This is a genomic window from Pukyongiella litopenaei (assembly GCF_003008555.2).
GTDB classification, from domain to species: Bacteria; Pseudomonadota; Alphaproteobacteria; order Rhodobacterales; family Rhodobacteraceae; genus Pukyongiella; species Pukyongiella litopenaei.
The window spans coordinates 2641485-2666150 of the sequence record NZ_CP027665.1 but is presented as its reverse complement, the minus strand read 5'-3'; the positions used below and the strand labels follow the sequence as shown (position 1 = coordinate 2666150).

Genomic DNA, 24666 nt, shown 5'->3' with positions numbered 1-24666 from the left:
GGTCCCGGTTCGGGGTGAAGGGTTGAGACATGAAGATTGCGATGATCGGCACCGGCTATGTCGGGCTTGTTTCCGGTGTGTGTTTTTCGGATTTCGGCCATGACGTGATCTGCGTCGACAAGGACCCCGGCAAGATCGAGATGCTGCGCGCGGGCAAGGTTCCGATCTACGAACCAGGTCTCGACACGCTGATGGCGCGCAATGTCGACGCGGGCCGGTTGTCGTTCACCGGCGATCTGGCCTCTGCCGTGGACGGGGCCGATGCGGTGTTCATCGCCGTCGGCACCCCCACCCGGCGCGGGGACGGCCATGCCGACCTGAGCTATGTGATGGATGCCGCGCGGGAAATCGCTGCCGCGCTGACCGGCTACGCGGTCGTGGTGACGAAATCGACCGTACCGGTGGGCACCAACCGGCAGGTTCGCGAAACCATCGCCGGGGCCAGCCCGGGGGCCGATTTCGACGTTGCCTCGAACCCCGAATTCCTGCGCGAAGGCGCGGCCATCGACGATTTCATGCGCCCGGACCGGATCGTGGTCGGGGTCGAAAACGACCGCGCGGCCGAGGTGATGGCCGACATCTATCGACCGCTCTATCTGCGCGATTTCCCGGTGCTGACCACCGATCTGGAAAGCGCCGAGATGATCAAATACGCGGCCAATGCGTTCCTGGCGACCAAGATCACCTTCATCAACGAAATCGCCGCGCTGTGCGAACGGACCGGGGCGGATATCAAGAAGGTCAGCCAGGGCATCGGGCTCGACGGCCGGATCGGCAACAAGTTCCTTCACGCCGGGCCCGGCTATGGCGGGTCGTGTTTCCCCAAGGATACCCGTGCGCTGGCGCGGATCGGACAGGACCACGGGCTGCCGATGCAGATCACCGAAACCGTGATCAAGGTGAACGACGAAACCCGCCGCCGCATGGTGGACAAGGTCATGGACCTGTTCGACGGCCGCGTCGCGGGCCGCACGATCACGGTGCTCGGGGTCACGTTCAAGCCGAATACCGACGACATGCGCGAGGCGCCGTCGCTCACCGTGGTGCCCGCGCTCATCGGGGCCGGCGCCCGGGTGCGGGTCGTCGATCCCCAGGGGCGGCGCGAGGGCGAGGACCTGCTGCCGGGCGTGACCTGGTTCGACGATGCCTATGAGGCAGCACAGGACGCCGATGCGGTGGTGATCCTGACCGAATGGAACGAGTTCCGGGCGCTGGACCTGAAGCGGCTGGCAACCCGGATGGCCAATCCCGCGATGGCGGACCTGCGCAACATCTATTCCGCCCAGGATGCCCATCGCGCGGGTTTCACTCATTATGTCTCCGTGGGGCGACAGGACCAGATCGCCGAGGCTGCGAAAATCGCGACAATAATCTGAGGCCGGTCTTGCCGCGGGCAGCACCCGTGTCGCGCCGCAATCGTTGCTACGGTTGCCGCAACGCGGTGACATCGGTCGCCTGCACGACCTGCCCGTCCTCCAGGATCAGCACCGCGCTGCCGTCCCGGATCTGTGTCTCGGTTACCCGGCCATAGAACTGGGCGGCGGATGTCGCGATGATCTCTCCGGCCGCGTGGCTCTCGACGGAAAAACTGTAGGTGCCATGGGCCAGCGGCTGGCCGTCCGATGCCACCCCGGCCCATTCGACCGGGTCGGACGATACCGGGATCGCAAGCCGCTGGACCTCTCTTCCATCACTGTCGGCAACGATCAGAAAAGCCTCCTCGGCGCGCGGATCGGGGTTCGGCGACACCGTGATCGGAACGCCCCGGAATCCGGCCACCGCCGGCACCCGCGCCTCCATGCCGACCCACCCGGCCAGTTCCGCCAGTTGCGAGAACCCCGGCGACCCGGCCAGCCTGGCCAGCGTGTCGTTGGTCTGGACCTGCTGTTCGACCATCGAGAACTGCGCCAGCTGCGCCGCGTATTCGGTCGAATCGATGGGTTCGAGCGGGTCCTGGTAACGTGCCTGCGCCGTCAGCATCTTCAGAAAGGTTTCGAAATCCGATGTCAGCGCAGGGCGCGCGCCGGTTTCGGATCTGGTCTGGCTACCGGCCTGCGCCGCCTGGACCGGTGTAGCTGCATCCATTGTCATACCCTCATATCCACGCCGGACGACATCGCGACGCGGGCGACCGGAATCGCGGCGGAACTCTCGGCTCCGGTCACCGTACTCTGGTCATGCGGGCGAAATCTGTCGTCCTGACCCTGTTTTTCAGCATCCCCGCCAGAAAACTCGAACCCGGTGCTGTCATAGCCCAGACGCTGGAACTCGGACGCGAGTTGATCGGAATGGCGGCGCAGCAGGTCAATCGTCTCCTGCCGCTCTGCGAATATCTGCACGGTCACGCCCTGCTCGGACGGCATCAGCGACATCCGGACCCGGCCCAACTCTTCAGGGCTCAGCGCGATCTCGAACATCCTGTTGTGGTTCCGCGCGGCGACCTCGACCACGGTTTCGAACCGGAACGGCGCATGGCCCGCCCGGGTTGGCGGGGCATCGCTCGTCGCCGGTCGCACCCGCTGGCCGGCGGCATCAGCGGCCTCGGTCACGCCACGCAGCTCGAGGCCCGGCAAGTCGTCGGCCGGGGCAATATCACTGTCGCCGATGCGGCTGAAAATCCGGTGCAACGTGTTGAAATCCGGCGCTTGCGCGGCACCAACCGGTCGTGACGCCAGCGCGTCAGCCTGACCGGCAACTGGCGTGTCAGGCAGACGCAAGCGGAGCCGATCCGTGTCCGCCACCCAGGGTTTCGCACTGATAGTGTCCGTATGACGCGCCGGGGCACCTGTAGCCAACTGCGCGGAACCATCGGCCTGGTGCGTCACGGTCTGGCCGGTGGCGCGACCCACGCCGTGATCGACGGGCGGTGGCGTCACGCCTTCCTCCGCGCGGCTCACCGATGGGCGGGCGTCAGCCGGCGCGGCACCAGCGGCAGCAACGATCTCGGCCACCGAACGGATGGCAGGCCTTGCCGCCGTTTCCGGGCGGTCCCCGATTTCAGCCTCAGCCCCGATTTGCGTGTCGGTGTCCTGCCCGGCCGGTTGCCGTTGCAGATCCCCGGCGTCAGGCGCGGGGCGAACATCGCGGATCTCACCCGTGTCGGGATCGCGCGCCCCGTCATCCGCACACTGATCTGCGGCGTCGGGGGCTTCGGCAACCTGCACCTCGCCGTCCGTCAGGCCCGGCAGGTCCGCCGCCTCTGCCTCCGGCATGTCGTTCCCCGCGTCTTTCTGACGAGACAGAACAGACCCGAAATCCTCGCCTCGCGGCCCCTCGCCACCGGCCCGGGCCCGCGGTGCGGGTCCGGACGCGATCATCTCGGCCACGGCACTCAAAACTGGATCAGTCACGATCGGTCACCTGTTCGTTTCGGGTTCGCCCACCATTCGGCAGAGCGGTTACGTTTTTTTTAACCGTGGGCAGGCAGTTTCGGAAAAATCGCAGCAATTCGAGGAATCGCACATGATCCCGGCATCGATATCGCCACCGGTCCGAGCGCCCCACCACAACGGCAACACCCCGCGCATGGCCGATCCGCTGAAGGACGCGGCCATCGACCTGGAGGCCGCGTTCCTGACCGAAATGCTGAAATCGGCGGGGTTCGGCGAGCAACGAAAGAGCTTTGGCGGCGGCGCCGGAGAGAGCCAGTTCGGTACTTTTCTCGTGCGTGCCCAGGCCGAACAGATCGCCCGCAGCGGCGGCATCGGGCTCGCCGAATCACTCTACCGGGCATTGCTGGAGGCAGAAAAATGACGCAGGCGGACCCCGACAACCGGATCGAGCAGCTGGACACCCTGCTCGATTGCGAACGCGCGGCGCTGATCGCGGGCGATTTTGCGCGCCTTGAACGGCTCGTCAGCGAAAAGGAAAACCTTGTCGCACAGATCGACGTGACGCAGGCGCAGCCCGGCGACCTGCCGTCTCTGCGCGAAAAAATGGCGCGGAACCAGGACCTGCTGACCGGCGCGATGGAGGGCATCCGCGCCGTTGCCCGACGGCTGTCGGACCTTCAGCAAGCCAGGAAGGGAACCGATGTCTACGACGGCAAAGGCCGGAAAACGCATCTTTCCGCGCGGGTCGCATCGTCCGTCGAAAAACGCGCATGACGCGGGATTTGCCGAAAATTCGAGCCATTCACACCTGCGCTCTTAGCATTCCATTAGCACATGGCGGTCATCGTGACCGGGCACCTCCGATGAGGTGGCGCGGCCCCGGCACACCGGCGCCGCAAGTGTCAGAAAGACGTTCGGTCCGTCCACAGGGGGCGGGATGAAACCGGGCGAAACCGCCCAAGTCTGAAGGAAACATGCTATGTCCAGCATTCTGACCAACACCAGTGCGATGGTCGCACTGCAAACCCTGAAATCGATCAACACCGATCTGGGCAAGACCCAGAACGCGATTTCGACCGGCAAGGACGTTGCCAGCGCCAAGGACAATTCCGCGATCTGGGCGATTTCGAAAGTGATGGAATCGGACGTGTCTGGCTTCAACGCGATTTCGGATTCGCTGGCACTGGGCGAATCCACCGTCGCCGTGGCCAGCGCCGGGGCGGAACGGATCGCCGACATCCTGACCGACATGAAGGACAAGGTGATCGCCGCGAACGGCGAAAATGTCGACCACGCCAAGCTCGAGGCCGAAGTCAATGAAATGAAGCTCGAGATCACGTCGATCATCAAGGGGTCGCAGTTCAACGGCAAGAACCTGCTGAACACCGCGGGCGGCGACATGACCGTCCTGTCCTCGCTCGACCGCGACGCCGCCGGGGCGGTCACGACCGGAACCATCACCGTGAAGTCGGTGAATTTCGAAGCCGGCCTGGACCTGACCACCGTGGTCATGACCGACGCGACCACGGCAGCGGCGTCGATCGACGACATCGAGGCGCTGATCCAGACGGCGGTTGACGGGGCTGCGGCGCTTGGTGCGTCCGCCAAGCGGATCGAGGGTCAGAATGTCTTTGTCGGCAAGGTGATGGATGCGATGAAATCGGGCATCGGCACCCTGGTCGACGCGGATATGGAGGCGGCATCGGCCCGCCTGCAGGCCCTGCAGACGCAGCAGCAACTGGGTGTCCAGGCGCTGTCGATCGCCAACCAGGCACCGCAGACGATCCTGTCGCTGTTCCGGTAAACACCCTGACCGGGGGGCAGCGAATGCCCCCGGTCGCTCCAGCTCACAGCTTGATCGAGGCGCAAATTGAACATCCGGACCCAAGCCATGCAGGCCTATTCGTCGGCAGCCACGCCCACGCGAACCGAACGCGACAGGGAATACGAAGCCGTTGCGAAGATCACCCATCGTCTTCGCGCCGAAGCCGACAGGACACCGGTCGATTTTCCGGCCCTGGCCGAAGCGCTGCATGACAACAAGAAGCTGTGGCAGATCTTTGCGACCGATGTGTCGGATGCCGCGAACCCGTTGCCGCAGGATCTGAAGGCCCGGATTTTCTATCTGGCGGAATTCACCCATCAGCACACGAGCGAGGTCCTGGCCCGCCGCGGCGATGTCGCCCCGCTTCTGGACATCAATACCGCGGTCATGCGCGGCCTGCGCGGCGGAGCGGCCTGACATGGGTGGCCTGATCCTGAAACTGGCCCCGAAAGAGCGGGTTCTGATCAACGGGGCCGTGATCGAAAACGGCGATCGACGCGGCCGGCTGGCGATCATCACCCCGGAGGCGAACATTCTCAGGCTGCGGGATGCGATCCACCCCGAGCAGGCCAACACACCGGTTCGTCGCGTCTGCTATGCCGCACAGCTCATCCTGTCCGGCGACAGCCCGGCCGAACCGGCCAGAATGTCGCTGCTTCGGTCGATCGAGGAACTGAGCCAGGTGTTCACCGATTTCGACAGCAGAACTTCGCTCGCCGAAGCCACCGACGCCCTGCTCCACGACCAGTATTACAAGTGCCTCAAGGCGCTCCGGCGGCTGCTGCCGAGGGAAGAGCGCCTGTTCGCCTTGCGTCCGACATGACCTTTGCACCGGTTGTCGCCGGCAGCGGGCTGGTGGCCTGGCGGTTTCTGACCCGGACCTATGACGCGCAGATCGATACCTACGCCAGGTCACCCGCGGTTACACGCGACACCGGGTATTTTCTGGAAAAGATCACCGAGGTCTCCACCGCCGCCGACCTCGTGGCGGATCGCCGGCTTCTGCAGGTCGCTCTTGGCGCCTTTGGCCTCCAGGACGATATCGACGATCGCTATTTCGTAAGGAAGATCCTCGAAGACGGAACGACGAGCGACGACGCCCTGGCCATTCGGCTCACCGACCAGAGATACCGCGATCTGAGCGACGCGTTCGGCTTTGGACCGGGGCAATCACCGAACACCGGCGACATCGGCGCAATGACCGATCTCGCCGATCGTTTCCGGGTGCAGATGTTCGAAGCGGCGGTCGGCGAACAGGACAATGACATGCGGGTCGCGCTTTATGCACAACGCGAACTGGCGGAACTGGCCGCGGACGCGGTCAGCGAAGAAACCAAATGGTACACGCTGATGAGCCTGCCGCCGCTGCGCAACATGTTCGAAACGGCGCTGTCCCTGCCGTCGTCCTTCGGCCAGCTGGATATCGAAAAGCAGATGGAAATCTTGCGCGACAAGACAGCCGGTGTGCTGGGCGACAACACTGTCAGCCAGTTTTCAGACCCGCAGAAACTGTCCGATTTCACCGACCGCTTCCTGATGCAGGCCCAGATCCGCGATGCCCGCCAGGCCGCGTCACCACAGGCCGTCGCGCTGTCACTGCTGCGCGCCAACCAGGCCTAAACCGGACAGAGGCCGGGCACTGTTGCCCCCCAATCGACACAGCCGGAAACTTCACTGGTCATCGTGCCTGTCCAGAACATCGCCGGATCGTTGGTCCCGTGAATGGTCGTGCCAGGTCCAGGTGCACCGGCCCATCACATCGAACACATGCGTTTCCCGGGCCACATGATCACAGATACGGACCGCGTCAGAACCACGCGCCTCGGCCTCGCGGCTCCGGTCCCGACACGGTCATTCGTCCTGACGCGCCAGGTTGGTGATCAGAACATCCGCGACGCTGTCACCCAACTGCATCTGAGCCACCTCGAGCAGTGCGGTCCTCAACAAGCCCAGGGTCTCGGCCTTCGTGAACCGCCCGTCAAAGCCGCCCATGTTGGCGTGATCGAACAGAACCCGCAGGAATGCGTCCCGCAGCTTGGGCTCCTGCCGGTAGATCCACTCTCGCTGACCGGTCCCGGCTTCGAGACTCAGTGAAATCACCACCAGCGCATCGACGCCATCGCCCTCGATCACGGGGATGACGAACTGATTGTTCAACTTGACGAATTCCGTTTCGCCTTGCTTGGTGTCCTTGCCCTGCGCATCCGCGCGCTCGACCCCGGGTTTCGCGCCATTCGGCGGCGGCGCGCCCATCCAGTACGCGGCTCCCATTCCCGCCGAGGTTCCGACGAGCGCAAGCATGAGAGGGAGGATCCTGGAAAACATGATCATGCCTAGAACGGGAGCACCACATCCAGGATCTGCTGGCCGTATCGCGGCTGCTGCACATCCGTGATCTGCCCCCTGCCCCCGTAGGAAACCCGGGCGGATGCAATCTTGTCATAGGTGATTTCGTTCTGGCGCGAGATATCCTGGGGACGAACGAATCCGGACACCAGTAACTCGCGCAGCTCGAAATTGACCCGCAATTCCTGCGAGCCGGAAATCGACAACACCCCGTTCGGCAGAACATCGACAACGGTGGCGGCGACGCGCAGCGTGAGCTTTTCCTTGCGCTTGACGGACCCTTTTCCGTTGCTCTGGCTTTTCGAACCGATCGTCACCGCCTCGGCCATCGACGCCCCTGCGGGCAGGTTCTGATCGACCCGTTGCGGAAGCCCGAACAGTTGCGGGATCTCCAGTTCCTCGGTTCCGTTGCGCGCCCTGGCGCTGTCATTCGAGATCTCGGCCTTTTCGTCGATCTCGATCACGACCGTCAGAATATCGCCCTTTTTCATCGCGCGCCGATCCCCGAGCAGCGATTGCTGGCCCCCGCTCCACAGCGACGACCGGTCCACCGCGCGGTGCGGCTGCGCGTGCATCGGCAACCCCGGCCACAGCATCGCCACATGTTCCGGCGTCTGCTGGTTGGCGGAGAAACTGGGCGGCTTGCCGAGATGATCCATGCGCCCGCAGGCGGACATGGCCAGCATGGCGATCAGAAATGTTGCCGTCTTTTTCATCATTCCACCTCGATGGATCCATCGGCCGTCACCCGCCCGAAAACCGTCGTGCGCGAGCTCAGGTTCATGACCCGCAGCATTTCGCCCTCGGCGCCGCGGCCCAGTGCCCGCCCTTCGACCACGATCCGCAGCCCGCCGCGCAGGAAGACCAGCGGCACGATGTCGTTGCGACCGACGAGCGCGGGTTCGGCCGTCTGCGCGACCAGGATCGGCCGGCCGGCATAGAGCGTGGTCCGTGCCTCGCGCCCGATCACGCGATCGGGATCGTCCACGGCCCCGGCAAAGGTTTCGGGCACAACCCGGATATCGGCCGGCCCGATGATTTCCCTGGCCCGGATGGTGCGCGCCGGCACCACCGTTTCGGCGACCGCCGGCAGCGCGGCGAGGATCAGCATTGCGGCCAGCCTTGTCATCACCGGACCTGCGTAGTGGCGGCCATCATCTGGTCGGCCGCGGAAATGACCTTGGCATTCATCTCGTAGCCGCGCTGGGCCTCGATCAGTTCGGTCACCTCGCGCACGGCATCGACCGAACTGTTTTCGAGATACCCCTGCCGGAGCGTCCCCAGCCCGTCCTCGCCGGGCGTCGCGGAAAGGGGCGGCCCCGAAGCTTCGGTTTCACGGAAGAGATTGCCGCCCAGCGCCTCGAGCCCCTTGGCGTTGCTGAACCCCGACAGGGTCAACTGGCCCAGGGATTCCCCTTCCGCGCTGTCCGAGAAATAGGCGAAAACCTCGCCGTCGCCATTGATCGAAATGCTGGTCGCGTCGGACGGGATCACGATCTCGGGCGCGATGGCAAAGCCCTCGGAGGTGACGATCATGCCATCGGCGGAACGCTTCAGGCTGCCATCACGGGTATAGGCCGCATCGCCCGATGGCAGCAGAACCTCGAGATACCCCACCCCTTCGATCGCGACATCGAGATCGTTGCCCGTCGCGCTCAGCGCCCCCTGTTCGAGATGCACGGTCACCGCAGCGGGGCGGACCCCCAGCCCGATCTGGACCCCGGTCGGCAGCAGGGTGCCGTCGCTCGCGCTGATCGTGCCTGCCCGCGATGCCTGCTGATAATGCAGATCGGCAAATTCGGCGCGGCGCGCATTGTAGCCGGTCGTGTTCATGTTGGCGAGGTTGTTGGAGATGGTCTCGACCCGCAATTGCTGGGCCAGCATCCCGGTGGCGGCGATTTTCAGTGCGCGCATGGTATCCTCCTGTTCAGATCGTTACCGGACAAAGACCTTGACCGCCTGGCGGATCCGTTCGTCCTCGGCATTCAGGAAACTCTGCCCCAGCTCATACCCGCGCTGGATCTCGACCATCCGCGCCACTTGCAGGATCGGATTGACGTTGGACCCTTCCAGGAAACCCTGGAGCAGCCTGATATTCTCTGCGGGTTCGGTGCCGCCATCGGCCCGGAACCTGACCCCGTCCTCGCGGACCAGCCCCATCGGATCGCCGGGAACCACGACCCCGACCTGCCCGATCGTGCCGTCCCGGTTGCTGATGGTCCCGTCAAAGGCGATACGCAGCCCGGTGCTGTCCGGCGGCACGATGATCGGCGCGCCGCCGGCGTCCAGAACCCGATGGCCATCGGCATTGACGAGCTCGCCGAACGCATTCGGAGCGAAGCTGCCCGCCCGGGTCAGCCGCTCGCCGCCCGGCGTTTCGATCAGGAAATACCCGTCGCCTTCGATGGCGAGATCGAACGCCCCGCCGGTTTCGGTGAGGGCCCCCTGCGCGCGCGACGTGTTGCGAATATTCGCCTCGGCCATCGACAGCGACGACCGGCCCTCCCCGGCATCGACATATTCCGAGAACACCAGGCCCTCCTGGCGATACCCGGTGGTCGCCGCGTTGGCGATGTTGTTGGCGACGACGCGCATTTCGTCGATCAGGCCCGACTGGCGCGACAGCACCACATATCCGGCGTTTTCCATCAGGTGCCCCCCGCGATCGCCGGGATGACATGACCGTCGAAGAATGCCAGCAGCATCTGCGTCATGTAGCCCATGGTCGCCCAGAACACGATCACGATCGCCGCGAGCTTGGGCACGAATGTCAGCGTCATTTCCTGGATCGAAGTCAGCGCCTGGAACAGGCCGATCACCAGCCCGGTGACGAGCGCGACCGTCAGCACCGGCGTCGACATCATCACCGCCGACCACATGCCCTGGCGCAGGGTGTCATAGAACAGGCTTTCGCTCAGCATGTCACACCGGCATCCGCAGGATTTCCTGGTAGGCCTCGACCACCTTGTTGCGGACCGTGACCACGGTTTCGACCGCCAGTTCGGTCTGGGCCAGCGCCAGCACCAGCGAATGCGGATCCGCATCGCCGGTCATCGACTGCATCGCCCGGGTTTCGCCCTGCGCCATGGTCGCGGCGAAATCCTGCGCCATCGCCGATGCGAGGCCGAACGGCGAAGAGGACTGGCCGCCGGGTTCGGTGGCCGGGCGCGCCGACGCATAATGCCGGGCGGCGGAAAGGCTGCTGACATCCATTCTGGAGCTCCTTATTTGCGCAGAAGTTCGAGCAGCGACGACGACATCTGTCGGGTCTGGTCGAACATCTTGAGATTGGCTTCGTAGGATCGCTGCGCCTCGCGGGCATCGGCGATCTCGATCATCAGTTTCACGTTCGAGCCGGAATAGTGACCGGTCTCGTCGGCAAGCGGATGCGACGGGTCGAAATGGCGCGCCAGTTCCGACCGGTCCAGCCGCACCCGGCCCACCGACACGTTGGCGGTGCCGTCCCTGGCGGCGGTTTCGAACGCCACCAGCTTGCGCCGGTAACCGGGCGTGTCCGCGTTCGAAATGTTCTCGGACAGGTGCCGCAGCCGTGTCGCCTGTGCCTGCAGCGCGCTCGCGCTTACCCCGAGGGCCTTGGAAAACTCGTTCATGATGCCGCCCCGACCTAGCCGCGCCCGAGACTGGTGCGCAGGATGTTCAGGGACGACCGGTAGATGGCAACGGCGCGATCATGCTCGCGCTTGGCCTCGACCGATTTCATCATCTCCAGTTCGACGGAAACCGTGTTCCTGTTCGGATCTTCGGCGGTTGACGATGCCTGCGGCACCCGAGCGGCCCCGGAGCGCACGGCGCCGTGCAGATGGCCCGCCCGGCTCGACCGCATGGCGGTGCCCAAACTGGTGCCCAAACTGGTGCCGGCCAGATGATCACGAAATGTTCCGATATCGCGGGCCTTGTAGCCGGGCGTGTCGGCATTGGCGATGTTCGCGGCGATCACCGCCTGGCGTCGGGCGGCATGTGCAGCCTGCGCGCCGGCGGTTCGGAATATGTTCAAATCGGCATGCATCGGGGTTCTTCCTCGATCGGTTTCAATCAAGGCTTAACCCCGATTCGTTTAGAAACGGTTTTCAGAAAAGGACGGGATATTCGCCATGAACGCGGGCTTCGATCTTCTCGCGCAACAGATTTCCGAACTCGGCCTGGGCAAATCCGCCGGGCGCGTTTCGTCGGTTCGGGGGGGAACCATCGGGCTGGCGGGCCTGGCCGACCATGTCGGTGTCGGCGACCGCGTGCGGATTCGCAGGCAGTCGGGCCCGCCCCTGGACGGGACCGTGATCCGGATCGCGGATGGCGATGTGAGCCTCCTTCCCGATGGCGGCACCGATGCGGTCGCGATCGGCGATGCAGCGGTCCGGCTGGACAGGCGGACCTTTGCGCCGGGCGATCACTGGATCGGCCGGATCGTCGATGCCGAGGGCGCGCCGCTCGATGACATGCCGCTGTTTCGCGCAGGCCCCGCGCGCCCGCTCGAAACCGCGCCGCCGCCGGCCGCGGGCCGGGCCGCGCTGGGAGACCGGCTGTCGACCGGGCTCGCGGTCTTCAACACCGTCCTGCCGATTGCATCGGGCCAGCGCATGGGGCTGTTCGCGGGGTCGGGGGTCGGGAAATCGACGCTGCTGGGCCAGTTGGCGCGCGGCATGGCCGCCGATGTCGTGGTTGTCGCCCTGATCGGCGAACGCGGGCGCGAAGTGAACGAGTTCATCCGCCACACGCTGGGGCCGGACGGGTTGCGGCGCTCTGTCGTTGTTGCCGAAACGTCGGACCGGCCCGCCACCGCGCGCCGGCGCTGCGCCTGGGCGGCGATGGCCGTGGCCGAGCATTTCCGCGACCAGGGCCGGAGCGTCCTGCTGCTGGTCGATTCCGTCACCCGCTTTGCCGAGGCGCATCGCGAGATCGCCACCGCGTCGGACGAATTGCCCGCTTTGCGGGGCTATCCGCCGTCGCTGGTCCCCCTGATCACCGCGCTGTGCGAACGCGCCGGGCCGGGACTGGAGGGGGCGGGAACGATCACCGCCGTTTTCAGCGTCCTGGTGGCCGGATCGGACATGGATGAACCGGTCGCCGACATCCTGCGCGGCGTTCTCGACGGCCATGTGGTGCTGGAGCGCGCCATCGCCGAACGGGGCCGGTTTCCGGCGGTCGATGTGGGGCGATCGGTGTCGCGCTGCCTGCCCGATGCGGCAACCGACGAGGAAAACCAGATGATCGGACAGGTGCGCCGGCTGCTGGGACTCTATGAACGCACGGAAACCATGATCCGCGCCGGCCTCTACAGCGAAGGCACCGACCCGGAACTGGACGAGGCGGTGCGTCTCTGGCCGGATCTCGACGCGTTCTTTGCCCGCCGGGAAACCGGCGGTATCGGCGACAGTTTCGACCGGCTCGGGGTGCTTCTGCGCCGGATGCGAAACCGGCCCGACCCGCATCCCGGCTGACACCCACCGGCCCGACCCTGCCACGGGCGGGCAAGACCCCGCGACGGCCGGTCAGGCCAGGAACCCGGCGAGATCCTCTGACGCCACGACATGGCAATAGATCATGTTGATGATCTCCAGTTCCCGCCGGTGCAATTCGTCCGTTGCCGCCGCACAGGCATCGTGGACCACCAGCACCTCGAAACTCTCGTCGGCCAGCGACCGGACGGTCGAACTGACGCATTGGTCGGTGAAGATGCCCGCGACGATCACATGGGTGATGCCGATATTGTGCAGCATCAACCGCAGGTTGGTCCCGGTCAAGGCGCTGTCCGTCGTCTTGGTCACGACGATCTCGTCGCCCCTGGGGGTCAGCGCGTCGACGATCTGGCTGTCGTCGCGGTTCTTCGGCAGCAGGAGGTAGTTGAAACCCGGCTTCTTCTGGCTGAGCGAGCGGTCGCGCCCGTCCTCGGTCTGGCAGGCGATGCGGGCAAACATGACCTCCAGCCCCGCACCGCGCGCCCAGTCCAGCAGCCGCGCCGTGTTCGGGATCACCGCGGTATTCATCCGGTCGAAGAACGGCTGCCAGCGGGCGGCCTCGGCCGGATCGTCGGGCGGCTCCAGATAGGTGTTCTGGATGTCGATCACCAGGAGCGCCGTCCGGCGGCGGTCGAGCACGATATCGGCCGGGTCCTCGGCGGTCTCGTAGTAGAAGCTGCGAAAGGCTGTCTTCCAGTCGCTCATGTGGGTCCCCCCGCGTTCACGCCCCGATCCTGTCCCCGATACTGTCCATATAGGCCTGTCCCAACCGCGCCGTGGTGGCGGCAAAGCCGGGCGCGAGCGCCTGTGGCTCGGGCGCTTCGATATGGCTGCCGATCCACGCCAGCAGCGCCATCCGGCGAAGCATCACGAACGTGTCGATCTCGGCTTCCTCGGCAGCACTCAGCCCGCGCACCGAACGATAGCCGCGCACCCATGCGGCCTTGAGGTCGGGGATTCGCGGATCGTCCTCGATGAAGCTGATGCTGGCCGCGAAATCGTAGAGGAACCAACCCCAGCCGCAATCGTCGAAATCGATCAGCCGGGTGCCGTCCGGGCCGATCAGCAGGTTCGCCAGCCGCATGTCAGCATGGATCAGGTTGAACCGGTCGGCGGTCTTGCCAAAGGCGGTCAGCCGGTGACAGATGGTCTGCTCGACCCGTTCCAGCACCTCGGCCACCTCGGGCGTCACCTCGGGGGCATCGCGCCAGTCGCCCCAGGTCGGTGAGGTGCCGAACACGGCCGTTTCATCCCAGGTCAGGCGTTCGAACCGGTCGGGTTTTGGCCAGCTCAGCACATGGTCATGGCAGCGGGCCGCGATCGCGCCAAGCTCCTCGAACCCGCCGGTCATGTCGCCGCTTTCATCCGGGGCGTCGCCTTCGACGAAATGAAACAGCACCATGTATCTCGGCGCGTCCAGCCCGTCGATGCGCCCCTGCTGGATCGGATCGCCGTTCTTGCCGACATGAAAACCCGGCGTTGCCACCACGCCCGCCCCGGCCAGCGCCTGCAGCCAGCCCAGTTCGCATTCGATCGCCCGGTGGGTATGATAGTTCTCGCGATGGATGCGCAGCACCGATCTGTAGCCGCCCGGCGCCTCGACCAGGTAGGTCGCGTTCTCGGAGACGTTGATCAGGCGCGCGCTGGCCCCGTCGGGCATGTCCCACAGCGACAGTGACAACCGGGCCAGCCTGTCGAGATGGCCCAGCAATTCCTTCAGCGGCATGTCAGATCCGGACATCGAAACCTCCTCGCCGCCGTCAGATTTCCTGGATCGCTTCCAGCGATTCGGGAATGATCTGGCCGCCATCCACCACGATCTGCTGGCCGGTGATATAGCCGGCCTCGTCCGAGGCAAAGAACAGCGCGGCGTTGCCGATATCCTCGACATCGCCGAGACGTTTCAGCGGGATCGACGCGGCCATGGTGTCCAGGTAGTCCTGCCCGAGATCCTGAAGACCCTCGGTATAGATGTTGCCCGGCATCACCGCGTTGATCGTCGTGTTGTAGCGCGACAGCTCCATCGCCGCCGTCTTCAGGAACCCGAGCTGGCCGGCCTTGGACGCGCCGTAATGCGACCAGCCGGGATAGCCCGTGACCGGCCCCGTTATCGACGAGGTCAGCACCACCCGGCCCTTGCCAGCCTTGTCGAAATGCGGGATCGCGGCCTTCACGCACAGGAAGGACGACCGCAGGTTGGTGGCCATCACCTGGTCCCACTCGGCGGGGTCCATGTCCACCATCTTGGTCTGCGGGAACGCGCCGGCATTGGCGCAGACCACGTCCAGCCCGCCCTGCGCGGCGGCGGTGCTGTCGACCATTGCCCTGACCGATGCCCAGTCGGACACGTCGCAGACCTCGTAGCGCACGTCGCCCTCGATCCCGGCGGCGGCGGCGCTGAGATCGGCCTCGCCGCGCGCGGCGATGGTGACCCTGGCGCCCTGGCGGGCAAAGACGGTGGCGATGCCCCGGCCGATCCCCTTGGACCCGCCGGTGACGATGACGCTTTTTCCCTTGAGTGACGTAAGCATGATGACCTCCCGATTTCGTGCTTGTGTTTGGCGTATGTTCAGTTCCGTGCGGCGCGGGCTTCCCTGTTGACGCGGACCAGCCAGGCGACTGCAAAGACGGCGAGGATCAGCAGGAACGACCCCACCACCGACATCACTCCCAGTGTCGGCACCAGCGGCGAATAGCCCGACACCATCTTGGCGTAGAGCCATTCCGGCAGCGTCGAATCCGCGCCGGTGGTGAACAGCGACAGCGGAAAGTTCCCCCAGCTCAGCAGAAAGGCGAACAGGCCCGCCGAGAGCAGCCCCGGCATCAGCAGCGGCAGGGTAATCTCGCGCAGGATCGTCCAGGTCCCCGCCCCCATGTCGCGCGCCGCCTCCTCCAGTGCCGGGTCGAAGCCGTAGGCGCGGATCGACACGATCAGCGTCGCGATCGGCGCGATCCAGACGAGATGCGCGACAACGGCGGTCTTCCAGCTGGGGATCACCCCGAGCGAGTTGAACCACATCAGCAGCGCCAGCCCCAGCACGGTCTGCGGAAAGAAGATCGGCAGCAGGATCAGTTTCTGGAACGTGCTTCGATAGCGCCAGTCATAGCGGGCAAAGGCCAGCGCCCCGAAGAATGCGACCACGACCGAAATGACCGTGACCAGGACGGCGACCGACAGCGAGGTTGTCAGCAATTCGCGCACGGTGCTGCTCTGCACCGCGTCGGCATACCACCTGGTCGAGTAGCGTTTGATCGGAAAGCTCAGGTAGCGGGCCCGCGACACCGAGGCGAAACCGACCGAGACCAGCGGCAGGTAGAGAAAGGCGATGACCAGCAGGCCATAGGCATAGAGCACGATCCGGGTCGAACGGCTGGTCGGCATCAGCGCTTCCTCCCCATGATCGCGTCCAGATCGACCCTTGAGACACCGAACAGCGCCAGCCCGCCGATGATGACGATCAGGATCATCGACAGCGACGACCCCAGCGGCCAGTTCTGCCCGAAGGTGAAGGCGGTTTCGATGTCATCGGCGATGGCGATCACCGCCTGGCCGCCGAGGATCTTCGATTCCGCCAGCGCCCCGGCGGCCAGCACGAAACTCAGCAGCGATCCCACCACGATGCCGGGGGCCGCCAGCGGCACCTCGATCTGCCACAACACCTGCCAGCGCGTCGCGCCGAGATCATAGGCGGCCTGCCGGGTGTCGTCGGGCACCATCGAGATCCCCTGCGCCAGCGGGAACAGCATGAAAGGCAGGTAGACATAGACGAGGCCGAAAACGATGATCGGAACCCCGTAGAGCGGGCTGTCGAAGCCGATGCCGGTCCAGGCCCGGACATGCCCTTCGATCAGGCCGCCCTTCATCAGCGTCAGCACCCAGCCGAACAGCCGGATGTTCTCGGACACGAACAGGCTCATGACCACGGCAATGGTCAGAACCAGCGTGAACCGCCCGAAAACCTTGGCCATCCCGTAGGCGAGCGGCCAGCACAGCACGAGCAGGATCAGGGTCGAGGCAAAGGCCATCCCCAGCGACCACAGCAGCGACTTGTAGTAACCTTGGGCGAAAAACACCGAATAGGCCGAGAAATCGGGCGTGTTCGCCAGCGAAAAGACCTTTGGCGGCATGATCGAGAACAGCGCCACGACCACCAGCGGCGCGAGGAACGACGCCACCAGCACCACCGACAGCGGCAATGCCGAGAGGAACCCCAGTCTGCTGTCCAGCGATTTCATGACGCGTCCCGGATGAAATGGGTGTTGGCGGCATTGAAACCGACGGTCACGTCCTGGCCTTCGCGAATGTCGAAACGATCCTCGCGCAGCTTTTCGACCGTCACCATGCCCTCCGGGGTCTCGATTTCGTACTGGATCCGCGACCCCAGCGCGTATTCACCGTGCAGCACCCCGCCCAGCATGAAATCGAACGGCGTCGCGCTGTCGGCGATGCGCATGTATTCCGGCCGCACCATCAACAGGCCGTTGTCGTCGTCACCCACCCCGTCCAGCGTGGCACCGGGCGCGATCTGCAACGCCGCGCTGTGCAGGCCGCCATTGCGGGCGGCGACGGGGAACAGGTTCACCTCGCCCATGAATTCGGCCACGAAACGGCTGACCGGCGTGCTGTAGATTTCATCGGCCACGGCGATCTGTTCGAACCGGCCGGCCTTCATGATCGCGATCCGGTCCGACATCACCATCGCCTCTTCCAGCGAATGGGTGATGTAGACAAAGGTCTTGCCGGTCCGCGCGTGAAGGTCCTTCAGTTCCTTTTCCAGCGTCTTTCGCAGCCGGTAATCCAGCGCCGACAGCGGTTCGTCGAAAAACAGGATCTCTGGATCGAAGGCCAGCGCCCGCGCCAGCGCGACGCGTTGGCGTTCGCCCCCCGAACACTGGGAAATCCGTTTGTCGTAATAGGATTGCGGCAACCGCAGCAGTTCCAGCAATTCCTCGGCGCGCGCGCGCCGCGCCGCCGGGGCAACCTTGCGCAGCTTCAGCGGGAACTCGATATTCTGCCCTACCGTCATGTGCGGAAACAGCGCCAGCGACTGGAACACCATGCAGGTCGGGCGCAGGTTGGCCGGCGTTCCGTCGATGCGGTCGTCCCGCAACCAGATCTCGCCGTCGGTGACATCGTCCATCCCGACCAGCAACCGGATCAGGGTCGACTTGCCGCTCCCGGACGGGCCGACGATGGTAAAGAACTCGCCCTCGTGGATATCGAGGCCGATATTGTCGAGGGCGGTGAAGTCGCCGAATTTCTTGACCACGCCACGCAGGCGCAAAAGTGCCGTGGAGACCATGCTCTCGCCTTACAGAATTGGAACACGCGGATCGAAACCCCGGGCGCGGGCGCCCGGGGTCGCGGGCGTCACGAACGACGTTCCTGCGTGTAGATGTCGATCAGCGTGTCGTAGGAAGACACGACATCATAGTCGAGCGACCGCGCCATTTCATCGGCGAGGCTGTCCATCTGGATCGCGTCGAGCTCTTCCTCGTCAAACTGCGCCATGACCTCCGGGTTGCCCATCTGGCTGACCGGGTTGTAGGTCCCTTCGGTAAAGGCCACGGCCTTGGAAATCTCCGGGCTCTGGACGAACTCGAGGAAATCCTCGGCCAGGTCGCTGGGATCGGGATTGTTCACCGCCGAGGTCAGCTCGACCCAGACCACGCCGCCCTTGCCGTCGACCGGGCCCGAATTCGGGGTGATCGCACGCACATTGGTCGCGCCGTCATAGCGCGCCGGCGAGGCGGTATAGGTGCCACCGGTGAAATAGGCGTCGATTTCGCCGTTGATCAGCGCGGTGTTCATCGCCACCAGGTCATCCGTCAGCAGCTTTGCCCCGCCAAAGATCGCCTTTGCGGTCTCGCGGAACTTGTCCACATCCGCGCCCTCGATCGGCGCAAATGGGTTCAGCCCAGCGGTCAGGCACATGTGGATCACGTTCCAGTTGTCATAGGTCAGGACGCCATAGCGGCCGCTCATGTCGGGATCGAGAAACAGGTTCCAGCCCTGGTCCTCGGCCGTTTCGCGGCTGATCACATCGGTGTTCACGACGAAACTGAACGGCCCGTAGCGCTGCGGCATCCCGATCAGTTCGCCATCATCGGCAAAGGCCAGCGGATATTCGGCGAACTCCGGCAGCATCTTGTCGAAATAGGGCGCGAACCGGTCCTTGTTGAGCGGCTTGATCAGCCCCTCGGGATAGAGCTGGTCGCGTGCCCAGGGCTGGTTGACGTTGATCAGGTCCCAGACCGACGTTTCGCCGGCCCGCAGCTTGTTGATCATGTCGGGGTCGGATGTGCCGCTCTCGGCGCGCACCGTCGCCCCCGAATTGGCGCCGCGAAACGGGCCCAGCACCTGGTCCGAGTTGTAGCCTTCCCAGCACAGGATGTTCATCCGGTCATTGCGCGCCGCAAAGGCGGGGCCCACCGGTCCGGCGGCGGCCAGGCCGGCCAGCGCCGCGGAGCGGCCGACGAACTGTCTTCTGGATAGTCCTTTGGTCATTGTCTTTACCTCCTGTCGGTTATGTCCTTGGCGGGGGTTTTCCCTCTTGCTCTTGCGCCCCGGTCAGCCGGAGCGGCCTTCGATCCCGTCGAGCACCTCGGTGATGCGGTCCCTGGCGCGCGTCATTTCCTCGACGGTCCCGGACATGAACACGCGGCCCGACGCGCCCATCATCTGGACGTCGTTGATCGTCGCGCCGGGTGCGACCTTCTCGGCCTCGTTCGCCGCGACGCAGGCAAAAAGCGCCGGGGTCATCTCGTAGATCAGCAGCGCCACCCTCGGCACCAGGATCGACCCGTCGCGCGAGCGGTTGAGTATGATCGCGTGCTGGTCCGAGAGATCCTCGATGATGTCGTGATACAGGACCTTCGGCGCGAGCTGGTCGCCGGGCCGCGCCCCGATCCCGTTCAGGATCGCCGCGCCCGCCGCCTCGAGATCGGCCATGTCGTCGGAATGCAGCTCGAGCAGGCCGAACTGGCGTTCGGTGAACAGGATGCCCGGCTCCATGTCGGGGGCGGTCTTGAGCGCAAGGTCGGTGATCCGGTGAATGCTCAGGGCCGGGGCCACTTCGATGATCAGTGAATTCTGACCCCGGAACGGCGGATAGGCGCGGGCGCGCAGGGGCGAGGACAGGTAGGCCGCGAATTGCGGCTGCAAATCCTCGATCGGCAAGTAGACGCGTAGCTCCGTCATCTGCGGTTACCTTCTTCCCCTGCGGTTTCGCCGGTTACTTCGCCGTCGCGGCGGAGAAATGCTTGCCCAGGTCCGCATGCGGGCGCGGAATGACATGCACGGCGGTCACTTCGCCGACCTGGCTGGCGGCCTCCGCGCCGGCCTCGGTCGCGGCCTTGACCGCGCCCACGTCGCCGCGGACCACGACCGAGACCAGCCCGCCGCCGACCTCGTTGCGGGCGACGATTTCGACATTGGCGGCCTTGACCATCGCGTCCGCGGCCGACAGCGCGGGCACATATCCCTTGGTTTCGATCATACCGATTGCCAGATTTGCCATGGTTGGTTTCCTCATGAGTTGACTTCGTTCGTTTCGTCGATTGAGCCGATGATCAGGGCATCGACCGGGGCGGTCCTGCCGGTGAAATAGCCTGCCGCCACCGACCCCTGGGTGATCAGCACCGCCTCGCCGGTGTTGCAGCCCAGCGGATCGAACGCGATCAGCCTGCCGCCACCGTCGGTTTCAACCTCGAGCAAGGCACCCGGCGGCAGCGACGCGACGCGGCGCGACGACCAGATCTTGCCTATGACGCGACCCTGAATCATCTCTCAGTCCTTTCGATCCTGATGCCCCGCCGCCGCGCCTCGTCGCGCGCAAGCGGCGTCAGCCGGCTGCGGGCCGAGATCCGAAGGCTGCGCGCGGCATTGCCGAGACCGGCAATGTCGCGTTCGGTGATCAGCGCTTTGTCGACCGTCTCGGGTGCGGCCCGGGGCGGCCCCGTGACCACCGGCACCGGCATAGACACCGGCACGGGCACTGCCCCCGCCAGCCGGAAGACGATCTCGCCACGCGACACCCGCGCCGCGAAATCCGGGTCGGAGGCGCGGCGCACCAGGTCCTGCGCGAAACCGGTCAGATCGGCGCTGGACGCGATGCGCACCTGTTCGGTCTCGGGCCCGGCCGGGCGCGGCTCGGCCATGAGCGCAGAGATTTCCTCGCGCAGGATCGCGCGAATCTCGTCCCGAAGGCTGGACATCATGCTGCTCCCGCATCACGCAAGGCGCTTTCCGCCGCAGTCCGGGCATTGCGGACATCGGCCTCGGTTCCCGCGAGGTAGAGCCGCCCGTTGGCCCCGATCATCCGCATGTCGATGAGCTTCACATCCGCTTCCTTCTCGGCCTCGTTGCAGGCGAGAATGGCATAGGCCGCGGACTGGCATTCCAACAAGTAGATGCTGTCCCCGCCGATCACCATGGACCCCAGCTTGTTCCGGTTCATCAGGAACGCGTGCTGGTCGCCGATATTGGTCACCAGTTTCGACGCGAGGATTCTGGGCGGCGCGACATCGCTGGCGGTCTTGCCGAGCGTTTCCAGGATGGCCGCCGCGCCGGACTGCACCTCGGCGGTCGAATGCGAATGGAACTGAAGCGTGCCGAACTGGCGCTCGACCACCAGAAGCCCCGCGCGCACATCCGCGCTCTTCAGCACGGTGTCGGTCAGCGCCTCGACATCGAGGCCCGGCGCAATCTCGACGATCTGCGCCGCCATGCGCAGCCGCGGCAGCGTCCCGCGCATCCAGGTCGAGATATAGGCCAGGGTCTGCGGCTGAAGCTGGTCGATGAAGATGGACGCCCGCAGGTCGGTCATTTCAGCTCTCCCCGCAGGCTGCGCAGTTCTTCCAGGATCAGCTGGCGAAGATCGTCGCGGCCAAAGCCGCCCGGCGTGGCAGAGCGGTCGGGCGCCACCTCGTGGCCCGGCACCGGCGCCGGTGCGGATCCCGTCGTCAGCGCATCGAGATCGATCCCGTCGAGATCGGCGGGCACGTCCTTGCCATAGGCGACCTGTGTCCATTGAACCAGGTGCTGCGGGCCCAGGTTTTCGCCGATCGAGGACCGGCCGGCAAAACCGGTGCCGATGGTGAACGAGGGCGGCAGATGGGTGGCAAACCCCGCGGCACCCTGTGAACAGGGCGCGTTCACCACGACGCGATAGACCGGCACCTCCTGCGCAAAGGCCGCCAGCCGGGCCCCGTCCTCGCCGTGGAAGGCGGCGGAATGACCGGCACCGCGTCTCGCGGTGTGGCGGGCAAAGGTCAGCGCCTGCTGGAAATCGACCGCCGATGTCAGTGTCAGCACCGGGCAGAGCTTTTCCCTGAACAGCAGATCGTCCTGGCCCGGCGCGGCCACGACCGGCACCAGCACGCGGGCCGACGGCGCGACGCGGATGCCCGCCCGCTCGGCGATCCATGCCGCGCTCTTGCCGATGGCCTCGAGGGTGAAACCCTCGCCGCCGAACAGGTATTCGCGCAGCCGCGCGGTATCGGCCTCGTTGCAGACATGGGCGCCGGCCGAACGCAGCGCGCGTTCCATGTTGCCGCGGTTGCTGTCGAGCGTCAGCACCACGCTTTCATTGGTGCACAGGATCGAGTTGTCGAAACTCTTGCTTTCGACCAGGCAGCGGGCGGCGGCATCGACCCCGGCGGTCGGGTCCACATAGGCGACCGCATTGCCCGGCCCGACGCCCAGCGCCGGGTTGCCCGAGGAATAGGCCGCGCGCACCATCGCGGTGCCGCCGGTGGCGACGATCACGTTGATCCGGTCCGACGACATGATGTCCTGCACCAGCGGAACCGACGGCTCTTCGACGCATTGTATCAGCCCCGAAGGCGCCCCGGCCGCTTCGGCCGCCTCGGCCAGGTGCCGCGCCGCCGCGGCGGATACCGCCTTGGCCACCGGGTGCGGGCTGAGAACGATGGCGTTGCGGCTCAGGATCGCCAGCATCGCCTTGTAATAGACGGTCGCGACCGGGTTCGTCGCCGGCGCGAGGGCAAAGACCACGCCCGCCGGCTTCGGCAATTCGACGATCTTGCGCGCCGCGTCGATCCGCGGCGTCACCAGATCCATGTCTCGGTAATAATCCAGCAGATCGTGGGTGCAGAGCCGGTTCTTGATCGCCTTGTGCTCGACCACGCCAAAGCCGGTTTCGGCGACCGCCTGATCGGCGAACTCGTCGGCCTTGGCATGGCCCGCACGCGCCACCGCCTCTGCAATCTTCAGCACCGCCTCGCGGCTGAAACTCCTGTAGTAGCGCGCGGCCCAGGCGGCGCGGCCCACCTTCATCCGCGCGCTCGAAAGCGCACGATCGGGCATGTCCAGCCTCGGGGCTTCGATCGTCACCTGTTCGTTCATGCCACCCGCCTGCCAGGTTTCAGGAGTTGCCGTGCCCGGGGCATGGACGCGTCGAACCGGTCGAGGATTTCCTCGCAGAGACCGACATCGAGCACGACCCCCGGCTTGAACTGGAGGACGCGCTTGTCGAGCGACGAGAAGATCGCCCAGACCCCGTTTTCATAGAGCGCGCGCGACACCGCCACGGCGCCTTCGGGGTGATCGAATTCCAGCCCCAGAACCACGCCGCGCTGGCGCACGCCGACAAAGATGTCGCTGTGCCGTTTCATCATCTCGGCCATGCCCCGGGCAAAGAACTCGGCCACGAAATGCACGTTCGAGATCACTTCGGGCCGTTGCAGCATCTCCAGGACGTGATGCCCGACCAGGCAGCCCAGCTCGGCGCCGCCCGAGGTGCTGATATGCGCCGCGCCGTCCTCGACCAGCCAGCGCCCGCACTCCTCGGTCACGAGGCAGGCGCTGATCGGGTAGATGCCGCCGCCGAGCCCCTTGCCGCAGACGAACATGTCCGGCGTCAGGCCATAGCCCTGCCAGCCCCACATGACGCCGGTGCGCATCAGGCCGGTCTGCACTTCGTCGGCGATGAATTTGGTGCCGTATTTGCGGCAGAGATCCTGGCAGGTCTTCAGATACCCGTCATGGGGCATCGGGAACCCGTAGGTGGCGGGAATGGTCTCGACGATGAACGCGGCCACATCCCCCGCCTTCAGCACATCCTCCAGCGCATCGGCGTCGTTGAACGGCACCTGGATGAACTCGTCGGGCCGGTCGGCCAGGAAGATCTTGGAAAACCGTTCGTCGCCGGTCGCGACCGACAGGCCTGAATGGCCGTGATAGCCCTTGATGATCGACACGATCTTCTTGCGCTGGGTCGCGTAGCGGGCGGTCTTGAGCGCGATCTCGACCGCCTCGGCGCCCCCGGCCCCGAAGATCGCGTATTTCATGTGCGGCGCGGTCTTGACCAGTTTCTCGGCAAAGGCCGCGCGCGCGACCGACGGGAACCAGTGGTTGCCCATGTCGAAGTAATCCAGCCCGGATTTGAGAACCGAGACCAGTTCGGGGTGGCGGTGCCCGAAATTGTAGGTGCCGCCGTTGAGATGAAGGTCGATCAGGCGTTTGCCCGACATGTCGTAGAGGCAATAACCCTCGCGCCGGTCGATCACCATCGGCGTGCCCGCCTCGGTCCAGAAACTGACCTTTCCCGGATTCCAGTACTCGGCAGCTTTGCGAAGGAGATCCTCCTTCGAGTCAAAAGCGAAATAGCCGTAGTTGAACACGTGATTCCCCTTTGCAGTCGGGAGGAAGCTAGCATGCAATTTT

The 24666-nt window shown here is 65.3% G+C and carries 33 protein-coding genes; 8 read left to right on the top strand and 25 right to left on the bottom strand.

What is annotated here, in order from left to right; all coding sequences use genetic code 11:
• Nucleotides 1-29 precede the first annotated feature (29 nt).
• On the top strand, nt 30-1376 hold the full coding sequence (locus C6Y53_RS13340; RefSeq protein ID WP_106472869.1) for a UDP-glucose dehydrogenase family protein: 1347 nt from the start codon (nt 30-32) through the stop codon (nt 1374-1376).
• Nucleotides 1377-1422: 46 nt separating this feature from the next.
• Here the strand turns inward: C6Y53_RS13340 and C6Y53_RS13335 are convergent, their stop codons facing one another.
• Nucleotides 1423-2085 carry a flagellar hook capping FlgD N-terminal domain-containing protein gene (locus tag C6Y53_RS13335; protein ID WP_211299387.1) on the bottom strand — a complete coding sequence of 221 codons (663 nt, stop codon included), beginning with the start codon at nt 2083-2085 and terminating at the stop codon, nt 1423-1425.
• A gap of 2 nt (nt 2086-2087) precedes the next feature.
• On the bottom strand, nt 2088-3350 hold the full coding sequence (locus C6Y53_RS13330) for a flagellar hook-length control protein FliK (protein WP_149615529.1): 1263 nt from the start codon (nt 3348-3350) through the stop codon (nt 2088-2090).
• A 112-nt stretch (nt 3351-3462) separates the two neighbouring features.
• Here C6Y53_RS13330 and C6Y53_RS13325 point away from each other — a divergent pair, with 112 nt between their 5' ends.
• From C6Y53_RS13325 to C6Y53_RS13300, 6 genes are all read left to right on the top strand, one after another.
• The gene (locus tag C6Y53_RS13325) at nt 3463-3753 is read left to right on the top strand and encodes a rod-binding protein (RefSeq protein ID WP_211299386.1); all 291 of its coding nucleotides are present in this window, start codon (nt 3463-3465) and stop codon (nt 3751-3753) included.
• Nucleotides 3750-4106, top strand: coding sequence for a flagellar biosynthesis protein FlgN (locus C6Y53_RS13320; RefSeq protein ID WP_106472866.1), 357 nt, complete (start codon nt 3750-3752; stop codon nt 4104-4106). The genes C6Y53_RS13325 and C6Y53_RS13320 overlap by 4 nt, the downstream gene beginning before the upstream one ends.
• A 205-nt stretch (nt 4107-4311) precedes the next feature.
• Nucleotides 4312-5136 (top strand): flagellin N-terminal helical domain-containing protein, encoded by an 825-nt coding sequence (locus tag C6Y53_RS13315; RefSeq protein WP_106472865.1) that lies wholly within the window; start codon nt 4312-4314, stop codon nt 5134-5136.
• Between the two features lie 87 nt (nt 5137-5223).
• Complete coding sequence (gene flaF / locus C6Y53_RS13310; RefSeq protein ID WP_342212764.1) at nt 5224-5574, top strand: flagellar biosynthesis regulator FlaF; 351 nt, start codon at nt 5224-5226, stop codon at nt 5572-5574.
• 1 nt (nt 5575) lies between these two features.
• Nucleotides 5576-5980, top strand: coding sequence for a flagellar biosynthesis repressor FlbT (gene flbT / locus C6Y53_RS13305; RefSeq protein ID WP_106472863.1), 405 nt, complete (start codon nt 5576-5578; stop codon nt 5978-5980).
• A complete protein-coding gene (locus tag C6Y53_RS13300) occupies nt 5977-6777 on the top strand; it encodes a DUF1217 domain-containing protein (RefSeq protein WP_106472862.1) in 801 nt (266 codons plus the stop codon). The genes flbT and C6Y53_RS13300 overlap by 4 nt, the downstream gene beginning before the upstream one ends.
• A 231-nt stretch (nt 6778-7008) precedes the next feature.
• Here C6Y53_RS13300 and C6Y53_RS13295 read toward each other — a convergent pair whose 3' ends face one another.
• From C6Y53_RS13295 to C6Y53_RS13255, 9 genes are read right to left on the bottom strand one after another with little or no spacing between them, the layout of a single operon-like run.
• Complete coding sequence (locus tag C6Y53_RS13295; RefSeq protein WP_244614834.1) at nt 7009-7458, bottom strand: flagellar basal body-associated FliL family protein; 450 nt, start codon at nt 7456-7458, stop codon at nt 7009-7011.
• A gap of 32 nt (nt 7459-7490) precedes the next feature.
• Nucleotides 7491-8219 carry a flagellar basal body L-ring protein FlgH gene (flgH, locus tag C6Y53_RS13290; protein ID WP_425300289.1) on the bottom strand — a complete coding sequence of 243 codons (729 nt, stop codon included), beginning with the start codon at nt 8217-8219 and terminating at the stop codon, nt 7491-7493.
• Complete coding sequence (gene flgA, locus C6Y53_RS13285) at nt 8219-8632, bottom strand: flagellar basal body P-ring formation chaperone FlgA (RefSeq protein WP_106472860.1); 414 nt, start codon at nt 8630-8632, stop codon at nt 8219-8221. Before flgA ends, flgH begins: the two co-directional genes overlap by 1 nt.
• Nucleotides 8632-9417 (bottom strand): flagellar basal-body rod protein FlgG, encoded by a 786-nt coding sequence (flgG, locus tag C6Y53_RS13280; protein WP_106472859.1) that lies wholly within the window; start codon nt 9415-9417, stop codon nt 8632-8634. The genes flgA and flgG overlap by 1 nt, the downstream gene beginning before the upstream one ends.
• Nucleotides 9418-9438: 21 nt before the next feature.
• Nucleotides 9439-10152: a flagellar hook-basal body complex protein gene (locus C6Y53_RS13275; RefSeq protein ID WP_106472858.1), complete on the bottom strand. Its 714-nt coding sequence runs from the start codon at nt 10150-10152 to the stop codon at nt 9439-9441.
• Nucleotides 10152-10424: a flagellar biosynthetic protein FliQ gene (locus tag C6Y53_RS13270; RefSeq protein ID WP_106472857.1), complete on the bottom strand. Its 273-nt coding sequence runs from the start codon at nt 10422-10424 to the stop codon at nt 10152-10154. Before C6Y53_RS13270 ends, C6Y53_RS13275 begins: the two co-directional genes overlap by 1 nt.
• A 1-nt stretch (nt 10425) precedes the next feature.
• Nucleotides 10426-10716 carry a flagellar hook-basal body complex protein FliE gene (gene fliE / locus C6Y53_RS13265; protein WP_106472856.1) on the bottom strand — a complete coding sequence of 97 codons (291 nt, stop codon included), beginning with the start codon at nt 10714-10716 and terminating at the stop codon, nt 10426-10428.
• 11 nt (nt 10717-10727) lie between these two features.
• The gene (flgC, locus tag C6Y53_RS13260) at nt 10728-11114 is read right to left on the bottom strand and encodes a flagellar basal body rod protein FlgC (protein ID WP_106472855.1); all 387 of its coding nucleotides are present in this window, start codon (nt 11112-11114) and stop codon (nt 10728-10730) included.
• 14 nt (nt 11115-11128) lie between these two features.
• On the bottom strand, nt 11129-11530 hold the full coding sequence (locus C6Y53_RS13255) for a FlgB family protein (protein WP_106472854.1): 402 nt from the start codon (nt 11528-11530) through the stop codon (nt 11129-11131).
• An 85-nt stretch (nt 11531-11615) separates the two neighbouring features.
• Between C6Y53_RS13255 and C6Y53_RS13250 the strand changes: the two genes are divergently transcribed.
• A complete protein-coding gene (locus C6Y53_RS13250; protein WP_106472853.1) occupies nt 11616-12959 on the top strand; it encodes a FliI/YscN family ATPase in 1344 nt (447 codons plus the stop codon).
• Nucleotides 12960-13010: 51 nt separating this feature from the next.
• Here C6Y53_RS13250 and C6Y53_RS13245 read toward each other — a convergent pair whose 3' ends face one another.
• The 14 genes from C6Y53_RS13245 to C6Y53_RS13180 form a co-directional block, all read right to left on the bottom strand.
• A complete protein-coding gene (locus C6Y53_RS13245; protein WP_106472852.1) occupies nt 13011-13682 on the bottom strand; it encodes a cysteine hydrolase family protein in 672 nt (223 codons plus the stop codon).
• A gap of 16 nt (nt 13683-13698) precedes the next feature.
• A complete protein-coding gene (locus tag C6Y53_RS13240; protein ID WP_211299385.1) occupies nt 13699-14718 on the bottom strand; it encodes a phosphotransferase enzyme family protein in 1020 nt (339 codons plus the stop codon).
• Between the two features lie 19 nt (nt 14719-14737).
• Complete coding sequence (gene fabG / locus C6Y53_RS13235; RefSeq protein WP_106472850.1) at nt 14738-15508, bottom strand: 3-oxoacyl-ACP reductase FabG; 771 nt, start codon at nt 15506-15508, stop codon at nt 14738-14740.
• Nucleotides 15509-15546: 38 nt separating this feature from the next.
• Nucleotides 15547-16359 carry an ABC transporter permease gene (locus C6Y53_RS13230; protein WP_106472849.1) on the bottom strand — a complete coding sequence of 271 codons (813 nt, stop codon included), beginning with the start codon at nt 16357-16359 and terminating at the stop codon, nt 15547-15549.
• Nucleotides 16359-17213, bottom strand: coding sequence for an ABC transporter permease (locus tag C6Y53_RS13225; protein WP_106472848.1), 855 nt, complete (start codon nt 17211-17213; stop codon nt 16359-16361). The genes C6Y53_RS13230 and C6Y53_RS13225 overlap by 1 nt, the downstream gene beginning before the upstream one ends.
• Nucleotides 17210-18280, bottom strand: coding sequence for an ABC transporter ATP-binding protein (locus tag C6Y53_RS13220; RefSeq protein ID WP_106472847.1), 1071 nt, complete (start codon nt 18278-18280; stop codon nt 17210-17212). Before C6Y53_RS13220 ends, C6Y53_RS13225 begins: the two co-directional genes overlap by 4 nt.
• Nucleotides 18281-18348: 68 nt before the next feature.
• On the bottom strand, nt 18349-19485 hold the full coding sequence (locus C6Y53_RS13215) for an ABC transporter substrate-binding protein (protein ID WP_106472846.1): 1137 nt from the start codon (nt 19483-19485) through the stop codon (nt 18349-18351).
• A 63-nt stretch (nt 19486-19548) separates the two neighbouring features.
• Nucleotides 19549-20178, bottom strand: coding sequence for a microcompartment protein (locus tag C6Y53_RS13210; RefSeq protein ID WP_106472845.1), 630 nt, complete (start codon nt 20176-20178; stop codon nt 19549-19551).
• Nucleotides 20179-20212: 34 nt separating this feature from the next.
• Nucleotides 20213-20497 (bottom strand): BMC domain-containing protein, encoded by a 285-nt coding sequence (locus C6Y53_RS13205; protein WP_106472844.1) that lies wholly within the window; start codon nt 20495-20497, stop codon nt 20213-20215.
• Between the two features lie 11 nt (nt 20498-20508).
• Entirely contained in the window at nt 20509-20763 is a 255-nt protein-coding gene (locus C6Y53_RS13200) for a EutN/CcmL family microcompartment protein (RefSeq protein WP_106472843.1), read from the bottom strand.
• The gene (locus tag C6Y53_RS13195; protein WP_149615528.1) at nt 20760-21194 is read right to left on the bottom strand and encodes a hypothetical protein; all 435 of its coding nucleotides are present in this window, start codon (nt 21192-21194) and stop codon (nt 20760-20762) included. Before C6Y53_RS13195 ends, C6Y53_RS13200 begins: the two co-directional genes overlap by 4 nt.
• Complete coding sequence (locus C6Y53_RS13190; RefSeq protein ID WP_106472841.1) at nt 21194-21805, bottom strand: BMC domain-containing protein; 612 nt, start codon at nt 21803-21805, stop codon at nt 21194-21196. Before C6Y53_RS13190 ends, C6Y53_RS13195 begins: the two co-directional genes overlap by 1 nt.
• Nucleotides 21802-23346, bottom strand: a complete 1545-nt coding sequence (locus C6Y53_RS13185) for an aldehyde dehydrogenase family protein (RefSeq protein ID WP_211299384.1) — start codon at nt 23344-23346, stop codon at nt 21802-21804. Before C6Y53_RS13185 ends, C6Y53_RS13190 begins: the two co-directional genes overlap by 4 nt.
• A complete protein-coding gene (locus C6Y53_RS13180) occupies nt 23343-24623 on the bottom strand; it encodes a class-III pyridoxal-phosphate-dependent aminotransferase (protein ID WP_106472840.1) in 1281 nt (426 codons plus the stop codon). Before C6Y53_RS13180 ends, C6Y53_RS13185 begins: the two co-directional genes overlap by 4 nt.
• Nucleotides 24624-24666 lie beyond the last annotated feature (43 nt).

Excerpts from the sequence above, each read along its gene's own strand:
- C6Y53_RS13340 (WP_106472869.1), top strand. The coding sequence starts at position 30 with ATGAAGATTGCGATGATCGGCACCGGCTATGTCGGGCTTGTTTCCGGT.
- C6Y53_RS13335 (WP_211299387.1), bottom strand. The coding sequence starts at position 2,085 with ATGGATGCAGCTACACCGGTCCAGGCGGCGCAGGCCGGTAGCCAGACC.
- C6Y53_RS13325 (WP_211299386.1), top strand. The coding sequence starts at position 3,463 with ATGATCCCGGCATCGATATCGCCACCGGTCCGAGCGCCCCACCACAAC.
- C6Y53_RS13320 (WP_106472866.1), top strand. The coding sequence starts at position 3,750 with ATGACGCAGGCGGACCCCGACAACCGGATCGAGCAGCTGGACACCCTG.
- C6Y53_RS13315 (WP_106472865.1), top strand. The coding sequence starts at position 4,312 with ATGTCCAGCATTCTGACCAACACCAGTGCGATGGTCGCACTGCAAACC.
- flaF (WP_342212764.1), top strand. The coding sequence starts at position 5,224 with ATGCAGGCCTATTCGTCGGCAGCCACGCCCACGCGAACCGAACGCGAC.
- flbT (WP_106472863.1), top strand. The coding sequence starts at position 5,576 with ATGGGTGGCCTGATCCTGAAACTGGCCCCGAAAGAGCGGGTTCTGATC.
- C6Y53_RS13300 (WP_106472862.1), top strand. The coding sequence starts at position 5,977 with ATGACCTTTGCACCGGTTGTCGCCGGCAGCGGGCTGGTGGCCTGGCGG.
- C6Y53_RS13295 (WP_244614834.1), bottom strand. The coding sequence starts at position 7,458 with ATGCTTGCGCTCGTCGGAACCTCGGCGGGAATGGGAGCCGCGTACTGG.
- flgH (WP_425300289.1), bottom strand. The coding sequence starts at position 8,219 with ATGAAAAAGACGGCAACATTTCTGATCGCCATGCTGGCCATGTCCGCC.
- flgA (WP_106472860.1), bottom strand. The coding sequence starts at position 8,632 with ATGACAAGGCTGGCCGCAATGCTGATCCTCGCCGCGCTGCCGGCGGTC.
- flgG (WP_106472859.1), bottom strand. The coding sequence starts at position 9,417 with ATGCGCGCACTGAAAATCGCCGCCACCGGGATGCTGGCCCAGCAATTG.
- C6Y53_RS13275 (WP_106472858.1), bottom strand. The coding sequence starts at position 10,152 with ATGGAAAACGCCGGATATGTGGTGCTGTCGCGCCAGTCGGGCCTGATC.
- C6Y53_RS13270 (WP_106472857.1), bottom strand. The coding sequence starts at position 10,424 with ATGCTGAGCGAAAGCCTGTTCTATGACACCCTGCGCCAGGGCATGTGG.
- fliE (WP_106472856.1), bottom strand. The coding sequence starts at position 10,716 with ATGGATGTCAGCAGCCTTTCCGCCGCCCGGCATTATGCGTCGGCGCGC.
- flgC (WP_106472855.1), bottom strand. The coding sequence starts at position 11,114 with ATGAACGAGTTTTCCAAGGCCCTCGGGGTAAGCGCGAGCGCGCTGCAG.
- C6Y53_RS13255 (WP_106472854.1), bottom strand. The coding sequence starts at position 11,530 with ATGCATGCCGATTTGAACATATTCCGAACCGCCGGCGCGCAGGCTGCA.
- C6Y53_RS13250 (WP_106472853.1), top strand. The coding sequence starts at position 11,616 with ATGAACGCGGGCTTCGATCTTCTCGCGCAACAGATTTCCGAACTCGGC.
- C6Y53_RS13245 (WP_106472852.1), bottom strand. The coding sequence starts at position 13,682 with ATGAGCGACTGGAAGACAGCCTTTCGCAGCTTCTACTACGAGACCGCC.
- C6Y53_RS13240 (WP_211299385.1), bottom strand. The coding sequence starts at position 14,718 with ATGTCCGGATCTGACATGCCGCTGAAGGAATTGCTGGGCCATCTCGAC.
- fabG (WP_106472850.1), bottom strand. The coding sequence starts at position 15,508 with ATGCTTACGTCACTCAAGGGAAAAAGCGTCATCGTCACCGGCGGGTCC.
- C6Y53_RS13230 (WP_106472849.1), bottom strand. The coding sequence starts at position 16,359 with ATGCCGACCAGCCGTTCGACCCGGATCGTGCTCTATGCCTATGGCCTG.
- C6Y53_RS13225 (WP_106472848.1), bottom strand. The coding sequence starts at position 17,213 with ATGAAATCGCTGGACAGCAGACTGGGGTTCCTCTCGGCATTGCCGCTG.
- C6Y53_RS13220 (WP_106472847.1), bottom strand. The coding sequence starts at position 18,280 with ATGGTCTCCACGGCACTTTTGCGCCTGCGTGGCGTGGTCAAGAAATTC.
- C6Y53_RS13215 (WP_106472846.1), bottom strand. The coding sequence starts at position 19,485 with ATGACCAAAGGACTATCCAGAAGACAGTTCGTCGGCCGCTCCGCGGCG.
- C6Y53_RS13210 (WP_106472845.1), bottom strand. The coding sequence starts at position 20,178 with ATGACGGAGCTACGCGTCTACTTGCCGATCGAGGATTTGCAGCCGCAA.
- C6Y53_RS13205 (WP_106472844.1), bottom strand. The coding sequence starts at position 20,497 with ATGGCAAATCTGGCAATCGGTATGATCGAAACCAAGGGATATGTGCCC.
- C6Y53_RS13200 (WP_106472843.1), bottom strand. The coding sequence starts at position 20,763 with ATGATTCAGGGTCGCGTCATAGGCAAGATCTGGTCGTCGCGCCGCGTC.
- C6Y53_RS13195 (WP_149615528.1), bottom strand. The coding sequence starts at position 21,194 with ATGTCCAGCCTTCGGGACGAGATTCGCGCGATCCTGCGCGAGGAAATC.
- C6Y53_RS13190 (WP_106472841.1), bottom strand. The coding sequence starts at position 21,805 with ATGACCGACCTGCGGGCGTCCATCTTCATCGACCAGCTTCAGCCGCAG.
- C6Y53_RS13185 (WP_211299384.1), bottom strand. The coding sequence starts at position 23,346 with ATGAACGAACAGGTGACGATCGAAGCCCCGAGGCTGGACATGCCCGAT.